General features: G+C 53.1%; 6 protein-coding genes. 4 read left to right on the plus strand and 2 right to left on the minus strand.

What is annotated here, in order from left to right; genetic code table 11:
- On the minus strand, window positions 1-359 hold a 359-nt coding region (gene def / locus ACP5D0_RS06935), incomplete at its 3' end, for a peptide deformylase (RefSeq protein WP_472364936.1).
- A 62-nt stretch (window positions 360-421) separates the two neighbouring features.
- Here def and dprA point away from each other — a divergent pair.
- A complete protein-coding gene (gene dprA, locus ACP5D0_RS06940; RefSeq protein WP_472364937.1) occupies window positions 422-1,576 on the plus strand; it encodes a DNA-processing protein DprA in 1,155 nt (384 codons plus the stop codon).
- 38 nt (window positions 1,577-1,614) lie between these two features.
- Here dprA and ACP5D0_RS06945 read toward each other — a convergent pair whose 3' ends face one another.
- On the minus strand, window positions 1,615-2,526 hold the full coding sequence (locus tag ACP5D0_RS06945; RefSeq protein WP_472364938.1) for a response regulator: 912 nt from the start codon (window positions 2,524-2,526) through the stop codon (window positions 1,615-1,617).
- Between the two features lie 246 nt (window positions 2,527-2,772).
- Between ACP5D0_RS06945 and topA the strand changes: the two genes are divergently transcribed.
- The 3 genes from topA (at window position 2,773) to ACP5D0_RS06960 (ending at window position 8,076) form a co-directional block, all read left to right on the plus strand.
- Window positions 2,773-5,274 (plus strand): type I DNA topoisomerase, encoded by a 2,502-nt coding sequence (gene topA, locus ACP5D0_RS06950; protein ID WP_472364939.1) that lies wholly within the window; start codon window positions 2,773-2,775, stop codon window positions 5,272-5,274.
- 188 nt (window positions 5,275-5,462) lie between these two features.
- On the plus strand, window positions 5,463-7,229 hold the full coding sequence (gene argS, locus ACP5D0_RS06955; RefSeq protein WP_472364940.1) for an arginine--tRNA ligase: 1,767 nt from the start codon (window positions 5,463-5,465) through the stop codon (window positions 7,227-7,229).
- Window positions 7,230-7,284: 55 nt separating this feature from the next.
- Window positions 7,285-8,076, plus strand: a complete 792-nt coding sequence (locus ACP5D0_RS06960) for an SPOR domain-containing protein (RefSeq protein WP_472364941.1) — start codon at window positions 7,285-7,287, stop codon at window positions 8,074-8,076.
- Window positions 8,077-8,165: the final 89 nt, after the last annotated feature.

Genomic DNA, 8,165 nt, shown 5'->3' on the forward strand with positions numbered 1-8,165 from the left:
TCGACCCGCTTGCCATCGCGGTTTAGGCCGCGCACCAGTATGTCGGACGGGCGATTGACTTTGCCGTAAACATTGGGCAAGGACAGGCAGCCTTCTTCCCAGGTGATTTTGCCAGCGCTTTTGACGACTTCGGGATTTAAAAGGGCGATGGGCTGGTCTTTGGTTTCGGAAATGTCCACGACAATCAGGCGTTTCTGAACCGCCACCTGGGGCGCGGCCAAACCGATTCCAGGGGCGTCGTACATGGTGTAGAACATGTCGTCAATGAGTTTGTCGAGTGCGTCGGTCATTTCCGGAATCGGTTCGCAGACATCGCGCAGGCCATCGTCCGGATAGAGAACTATATCGAGTTTATCCATAATACAAGGTATACTTTTTGAAATTAAATTTTGAGTTGGAATTATAGCGGATTGAAGTGATTATGTCTGAATTAGACGATTTGACCGCGCGGCTGACATTGCATTTTGCCCGTGTCAGCGCCAAGCAGTTATCGGACGTTGAAGCGGTGTTCGGCCGTCTGGAACAGGCGGTTGCTGCACCGCAATCGGCTTGGCGGTCGGCTCAGGCGCTGAAAGAGAAGCAGTTGGATTTGCTGTTTGCCCCAGGCCTGGCGGAAAAGGTCGCTCAGGCACTGGAGTGGGCCGAGCAGCCGAATCAGCATTTGCTGACGCTGGCGAGTGATGATTATCCGCCGTTATTGAAGCAGATTGCCGACCCGCCGCCGGTGCTGTATGTGCGTGGTCAAGTGGCGTTGTTGTCCGACCCGCAGTTGGCGATTGTCGGCAGTCGTAATGCGTCCAAGCAAGGGCGGCTGACGGCGGAAGATTTTGCCCAGCATCTGGCGGGTGTCGGTTTGACCATTACCAGCGGTTTGGCGTCCGGCATTGATAAAGCCGCGCATGAAGGCGCTTTGAAAGCGCAAACCAAAGCGGGCGGGCCGCAAGGCACGACCATCGCGGTGGTGGCGACTGGGTTGGATCGAGTGTATCCGGCCGCGAATCGGGAACTCGCCCATCGCATCGCCGAAACCGGTGCCATGGTGTCGGAATACCCCTTGGGCACGCAACCACTGGCGCATTTTTTTCCGCAGCGGAATCGCATTATTTCCGGCTTGAGCCTAGGCACCTTGGTGGTGGAAGCGGCCTTGAAAAGCGGTTCTCTGATTACGGCGCGCACCGCGAATGAGCAAGGCCGAGAAGTGTTTGCGGTGCCGGGTTCGATTCATAATCCTCAGGTGAAAGGGTGTCATCAGCTGATTCGGCAAGGGGCGAAACTGGTGGAATCCGGTCAGGACATTCTGGAAGAACTGTCGCCGATGTTGCAGTCCGCTCTGCAGCCGTCACTGTTTAGCGAGTCGGATTCGGAGGCTTCGGATACGCTTTCGAGTCCGGTAGGAAGTGAAAATAATACGGTTTCTGGGGTGTTGCAGTTTATCGAATTTGAGCCGATTGGGTTGGATGAACTGGCGGTGTTAACCAAACAGCCGGTGTCGCAATTGCAGAGCGAATTGCTGATGCTGGAACTCAGCGGTGCGATTGAGGCCTTGTCTGCCGGACGCTGGCGGCGTTTGCGCTGAGGCGTCAGTGGCCGAGTGTTAACTGGACTGTCAATCCTTTACTCGGTGACCGGCTTGACCTTGTGAGTGACGCAGCGGACGCGACGGCCGCCGTCGAGATAGGTGAGTTCGTCGAAACTCAGTTTATTGGCCATCATAATGCCGCGACCATGATTGTCCATGGCGCGTTCCAGCGAGAACTCCAGATAGTCTTCAAACGCAAAGCCGTTCCCCATGTCGGTGATGGTGACGCTGAGTTGGTCATCTCGGCGTTCCAGCGCCAGAGTGACGAATTTGTCGGCATTTTCGGGCTGCTGCAGGCGTCGCTGGATTTCTTCGGAGAGGCGACCGTCGCGAATCAGTTCGGTTTTTTCATCATAGGTGATGCCCAGATTGCCGTGCTCAACGGCATTGACCAGCAGCTCCAAATAGCCGATGCCAATGCTGTTGGGGTCTGTGCTCAAGAGGGCAATAAAACTGGACAGCGACTTGGCTTCGTGCAGGGTGCGCAGGGTAAATTCCGCTTCGGTAATCAGCGGAAAAGCTTGGTCGATGCCCTTGAGGGTGGTGAGGATATCTTTATGATTTTGGAAGTCTTTTAGCGCGGCATTGACCACCGAAATCAAGGTTTCTTTGGTAATCGGTTTGATTAGGTAGTAGAATGCGCCCGCATTAATGCCGCGTTGAATTTCCGCTTCACTGTTGGCGGTGGTTTGCAGAATAAAGGGAATGTGCGTGTACTCGGGGCACTGCTTGAGCTCTTCCAAGAGCTGTATGCCGTCTTTGTTGGGCATGAGATAGTCGGAAATGATGCAGTGAAAGAAATCCTGTGGTTTTTGACGAATCAGCGTGGAAGCTTCTTCACCGTCATTGGCCATAAAGAGGTTGAACCCTTCCGTTTTCAAGAAGCTTTGCAGAAGTTTTTGGCTGACCAAGTCGTCTTCGACAATGAGTAGATTGGGTGTGTTCATGTAACGGGTGCTTTGGTTTGGGCGTTAATGGCTTTTCGAATTCTTGGGCAACTTTCGGCATAATGTACAAGGTGATAAGGTGCCCACATGCACGTAAGCTTACCGTCTTTTGTGATGAGACGCCAGAAAAAAAGGCGCTGGTCGATAGGGATGTTCAAAAAATTAAAGATTGCAATTGCCGGTTTTTTTCTGCACTCTTTAAAAAATACGGGGCATACAAACCGAAAAATAGGTGAGACAAGAATTATGACAAATTTGGTGATCGTGGAGTCGCCCGCTAAAGCGAAGACCATTGAAAAGTATCTGGGCAAAGGCTTTACCGTGCGCTCCAGTTACGGCCATATTCGCGACATTCAGAAAAAAGGCATGGGCATTGACATCGAGAACGGTTTTCTGCCGAATTATGAAATTTCGCCGGATAAGAAAAAAACCGTCACCGAGTTGCGCAAACTGACCAAAGATGCGGAAACTGTCTGGCTGGCAACGGATGAGGACCGTGAGGGGGAGGCGATTGCCTGGCACCTTGCGGAGGCTTTGAAGCTGGATGTCAAAACCACCAAACGCATTGTGTTTCATGAAATCACTAAGACAGCGATTCAAAAAGCAATTGCGGCACCGCGCACGGTGGACATGGACTTGGTGGAGGCGCAGCAGGCCCGGCGAATTCTGGATCGGATTGTGGGCTTTGAACTCTCGCCGATTTTGTGGAAGAAAATCCGCACCGGTTTGTCAGCGGGGCGTGTGCAGTCGGTGGCGGTGCGTTTGATTGTGGAACGCGAACGCGAAGTTGATGCCTTTGAGTCGGATTTCGTTTACCGTCTTGCGGGTGAATTGACCATTTTGGACGACAGGCAACAGGCGGTTGGCACGGTTGAAGTCAAGCGCAGCGCGGCGTTCAAAACCGAAGACGAAGCGAAGGCTTTCCTGGAACAGGTAAAACAGGCGGCTTTGTCGGTGGCGCAGTTGGAAGAAAAACCGGCTAAGAAATCGCCGAAAGCCCCCTTCACCACGTCAACCTTGCAACAGGAAGCTTCATCAAAACTGGGGTTTTCCGTCAAGCAGACGATGATGATTGCGCAGCGATTGTACGAGTCCGGTAAAATCACTTATATGCGTACCGACTCGGTGAATTTGTCGGAAGAGGCGATTGCCAAGGCACAGCAGACCATTACCGGCAACTACGGTGCCAACTATGCAAACCCGCGCCGCTATAAAACCAAAAATGCCGATGCTCAGGAAGCGCATGAGGCGATTCGACCGACCGATTTTTCCGTGAAAGAGGTGACGGGAGAACGCAATGAGCAGCGTTTGTATCAGTTGATTTGGCGCCGTGCGATTGCTTCGCAAATGTCGGATGCGCAATTGAAGCGTACCAGCGTGGATATTGAAATTTCCACCTTGCCAGATGAGAAGCTGACCGCCAAAGGCGAAGTGATTGCGTTTGACGGGTTTTTGAAAGTGTACAATCTGGACGATGACGCCAAGGAGGGGCAGTTGCCGCCTTTGCAGGTGGGGCAAAGGTTGCAGCTGGGTGAATTGTCGGCCAGACAAAGTTTTTCACGCCCGCCGGCGCGTTACAACGAAGCCAGCTTGGTGCGAACTCTTGAGGAGATGGGCATAGGTCGCCCCTCGACTTACGCCCCGACCATTGACACCATTCAGCAGCGTGGCTATGTGGTGAAAGAAGACCGAGAAGGCCGTCAACGCGATTATCGACAACTGACTTTGTCGGCGGAAGGTTTGACTGAGGAAGATTTAGTCGAAACCACCGGCACCGAGAAAAACAAACTCTTCCCAACGGACATTGCCGGCATTGTCACCGACTTTCTGGTGAAGCATTTTGGCGATGTGCTGGATTACCAGTTCACCGCGTTGGTGGAGTCGGAATTCGATACCATCGCGCAGGGCAAAGAATCCTGGCAGGAAATGCTCACCAAGTTTTACCAGCAGTTTCACCCGCGTGTCGATGCGGCGGAGGATGTGTCGCGCGAAGAGGCTGGGCAATCCCGCGCGCTGGGCACCGACCCCAAAACCGGCAAACCGATGTTCGTTAAAATCGGTCGGTTCGGGCCTTATGTGCAATTGGGCGATGGCGAGAACGACGAAAAACCGACCTTTGCCAGCCTGATGCCGGGACAAAAAATGGATACCTTAAAGCTGGAAGAGGCGTTGGAATTGTTCAAGCTGCCGCGAGAAGTCGGCGAAATGCCGGAATCCTTCTCGGCCAAAGCGGTGGACGGCACGGTGTTTTCGGTGGAAAAGGGGCAGATGCTGATTGCCAAACAAGGCCCTTTCGGGCCCTATCTGGAATACGGGCCGAAAAAATACGCGCCAATTAAGGGCTTTGATCCACTTAGCATTACGCTGGAAGAGGCGGTGGTACTGGTGGAGGCGAAAATAGCGGCGGAAGCGGATAAAATCATCAAAGTCTTTCAGGGCACGGATGTGAAAATCCTCAAAGGTCGTTGGGGGCCTTACATTACCGACGTGTCCAGCAAGAAAAACGCTAAAATTCAAAAGGATGAAGATGCAATGGCGTTGACGCTGGAAGAGTGTGAGAAGCGTCTAGAGGAAGCACCGGAACCGAAAAAACGCGGTCGCGCTGGCGCGAAAAAAGCCCCCGCCAAAAAAACCGCCGCAGCGAAAACCACGGCTTCAAAAACCACCGCTAAGAAACCAGCGGCGAAAAAAGCGCCGGCAAAAAAAGCCCCTGCCAAGAAAACCACGCGGACAACGGCGAAAAAATAACCGTTTTTAACCAGCCGCCTACTCCAACCCAAAACCGACCAGGCCTGGTCGGTTTTGGTGTTTCTATGGTTGGGGTTTGGCTGTGATTTTGGCTAGGTGATGAATTTTCCGATTGTGGTTTTGATTACAGTAAAATACGCTGCAGAACGCAAAAATAAACGTCAAGTAATGAAAGAGATGAAAAAAGCATGAAGCAACAGGTCGCAGAAATTTTGTCGCAGGTGATTGAGCAGTTGAAACAAGACGGCGTACTGGAGGCGGATTTTCAACCCCGCCTAACGGTTGAAAACACTCGAGACAAATCCCACGGCGATTTTGCGACCAACTTGGCGATGATGCTCACCAAGCAGGTGGGCAAGCCGCCGCGAGAGGTGGCGCAGATGATTATCGACCGTTTACCGACCTCCGATTTGATTGAAAAGGTGGAAATTGCCGGGCCTGGCTTTATCAATTTCTTTGTGCAGGATGCCGCCAAGTTCGATGTGGTTGAGACGGTGTTGCAGCAAGCGGAAGACTTTGGGCGCTGCAACGTCGGCCAGGGGCGTTCGGTGCTGGTGGAATATGTGTCCGCCAACCCAACCGGTCCCTTGCACGTCGGACACGGTCGCGGTGCGGCTTATGGCGCTTGCGTGGCGAATTTGCTGGCGGTCGCCGGGTTCAATGTCGCCAAAGAATATTACGTCAATGATGCCGGTCGTCAAATGGACATACTGGCGGCATCCACTTGGTTGCGTTATTTGCAAGCCTGTGGCGAAGAGCTGACTTTCCCGAGTAACGGTTACCAGGGCGATTACATCAATGAAATCGCGCAGACGGTGAAAGACGCAGACGGCGAACGTTATCGCCGTGCGGCCACCGAGGTGTTTGCCGGTGTGTCGGCCGATGAAGGCGCGGCGGAAGACGGCGACAAGGAAAAGCACATTGACGGCTTGATTCAAAACGCGAAAACCTTGTTAGGGGAAGACGATTATCGTGCGGTGTTCGATGTGGCGTTGAACCGGATTCTCGGCGATATTCGCGACGACTTGTCGGAGTTCGGTGTCGAGTTCGATAACTGGTTTTCGGAGCGCTCTTTGATGGATTCCGGCGTGATTGACGCCGCCATCGAAAAATTGCAACAAGCCGGTAAGATTTACGAACAGAACGGTGCCCTGTGGTTCCGTTCCACCGATTACGGCGACGAAAAAGACCGTGTGGTGGTGCGCGAAAACGGGCTGAAAACCTACTTCGCATCCGACATCGCTTATCACTTCAATAAGCTGGAACGCGGGTTTGAGGTGTTGATTGATATTTGGGGCGCGGATCATCACGGTTATGTGCCGCGAGTCAAAGCGGCCATGCAAGCGCTGGACACCAATCCGGACGCACTGGAAGTCTTGTTAGTGCAATTTGCGATTTTATATCGCGGCGGTGAGAAGTTAGCGATGTCGACGCGTTCCGGTCAGTTCGTGACTTTGCGCGAACTGCGCGACGAGGTGGGGTCGGATGCGGCCCGTTTCTTCTATGTGCAGCGTAAATCGGAACAGCATATGGATTTCGATTTGGATTTAGCCAAGTCGCAATCGAATGACAATCCGGTGTATTACATTCAGTACGCCCACGCGCGCATTTGTCAGGTCATGGCCTCCTCCGAAGAACGCGGTTACATGTATGACTCAGCCGCAGGCCTGGCCAATTTAGCGCAATTGACCTCGGAAGCCGAAGCGGATTTGGCGACGCAATTGGCGAAGTATCCAGAAATTATCGGGCGTGCGGCTCTGGTTTATGAACCGCATCAAATCGCCTATTATTTGAAAGAATTGGCGCACGGGTTGCATTCTTATTACAACGCCACGCCGTTTATCGTCGAAGCAGCGGACATCCGCAACGCGCGTTTGACGTTGATTCTGGCGGTGCGCCAGGTGCTACGAAACGGTTTGGCGTTATTGGGTGTGTCCGCACCGGAAAAAATGTGATTAGGATGGCACCGCAACGACTGACGATGAATGTGGGTTTGGGAGTGCAGCCAAAATGAAACAACCGACCCGTGATTATCGACACGGTCACATTCAGAAGCGTCAACCGTATCAGCGTAAGTCGCAACTGGACGCGCCGCCTGCTAAAGAGATGGATGCCAATGTTTCGGAGCCTTCGTCACGCTGGGTTTGGGGCTTGGCATTGCTGTTGTCGGCGGTGTTGTTTGGCGGTTTTTTCGTGGTGCAGCATTTTGCCCAGCACGGGGTGAAGTCGGTCAGCGCTTCCGATGAGTCTCTTGACGGAAAAACGACGGGTTCGCAGCTGTCCTCTCAAGCGCAAACCGATGAGGTTGACGAAGCTGGTGAAGCGCAATCGACGAGTCTGGATACCGCAGCCGAAAACTCAGTCGAGGCCGACCCGGCATCCGAAGTCGGTTCCGGGGCTTCAAGCGACGACGAGGCGGCTACTTCCCGGAGGCTGGTGGTTGAAAGTTTAACGACAAGCTTTTCACCCATGGAGACCGAACCCGCTTATACCTTTTATGAGGGCCTGGCGAAAACCGAAGTGGTGGTGTTGGCGGAGCCGATTTCGGTGGCCTTGTCCGTCCCGCATTACATTCAGGCCGGCACCTTTCGCACACGACAACGTGCGGAAAGAGAACGGGCGCGGCTGGCGGCCAAAGGGCAGGATCTGACCTTGACCGCGCTTACTTGGAAAGGGGATAAGTATTATCGTTTGAGAGTGGGGCCGTTTGATGATCGGTTGGAAATGAATAAAAAGCGCAATGAGCTGCACGCGTTGGGTGTGGACACGCTGGTAGTGCGATCACCAAAAACCGCTCAGTAATTGACCTCTGATAAGGGTTCCAGCGAGTAAAGACATCGCTATCGTTTGGCGTTTTGTTATTCGGTGTCAGTTTTTTTGGGTCAGGTTTT

This window comes from Hydrogenovibrio sp., assembly GCF_049975065.1.
Lineage (GTDB): Bacteria > Pseudomonadota > Gammaproteobacteria > Thiomicrospirales > Thiomicrospiraceae > Hydrogenovibrio.

Excerpts from the sequence above, each read along its gene's own strand:
- topA (WP_472364939.1), top strand. The coding sequence starts at position 2,773 with ATGACAAATTTGGTGATCGTGGAGTCGCCCGCTAAAGCGAAGACCATT.
- dprA (WP_472364937.1), top strand. The coding sequence starts at position 422 with ATGTCTGAATTAGACGATTTGACCGCGCGGCTGACATTGCATTTTGCC.
- ACP5D0_RS06945 (WP_472364938.1), bottom strand. The coding sequence starts at position 2,526 with ATGAACACACCCAATCTACTCATTGTCGAAGACGACTTGGTCAGCCAA.
- argS (WP_472364940.1), top strand. The coding sequence starts at position 5,463 with ATGAAGCAACAGGTCGCAGAAATTTTGTCGCAGGTGATTGAGCAGTTG.
- ACP5D0_RS06960 (WP_472364941.1), top strand. The coding sequence starts at position 7,285 with ATGAAACAACCGACCCGTGATTATCGACACGGTCACATTCAGAAGCGT.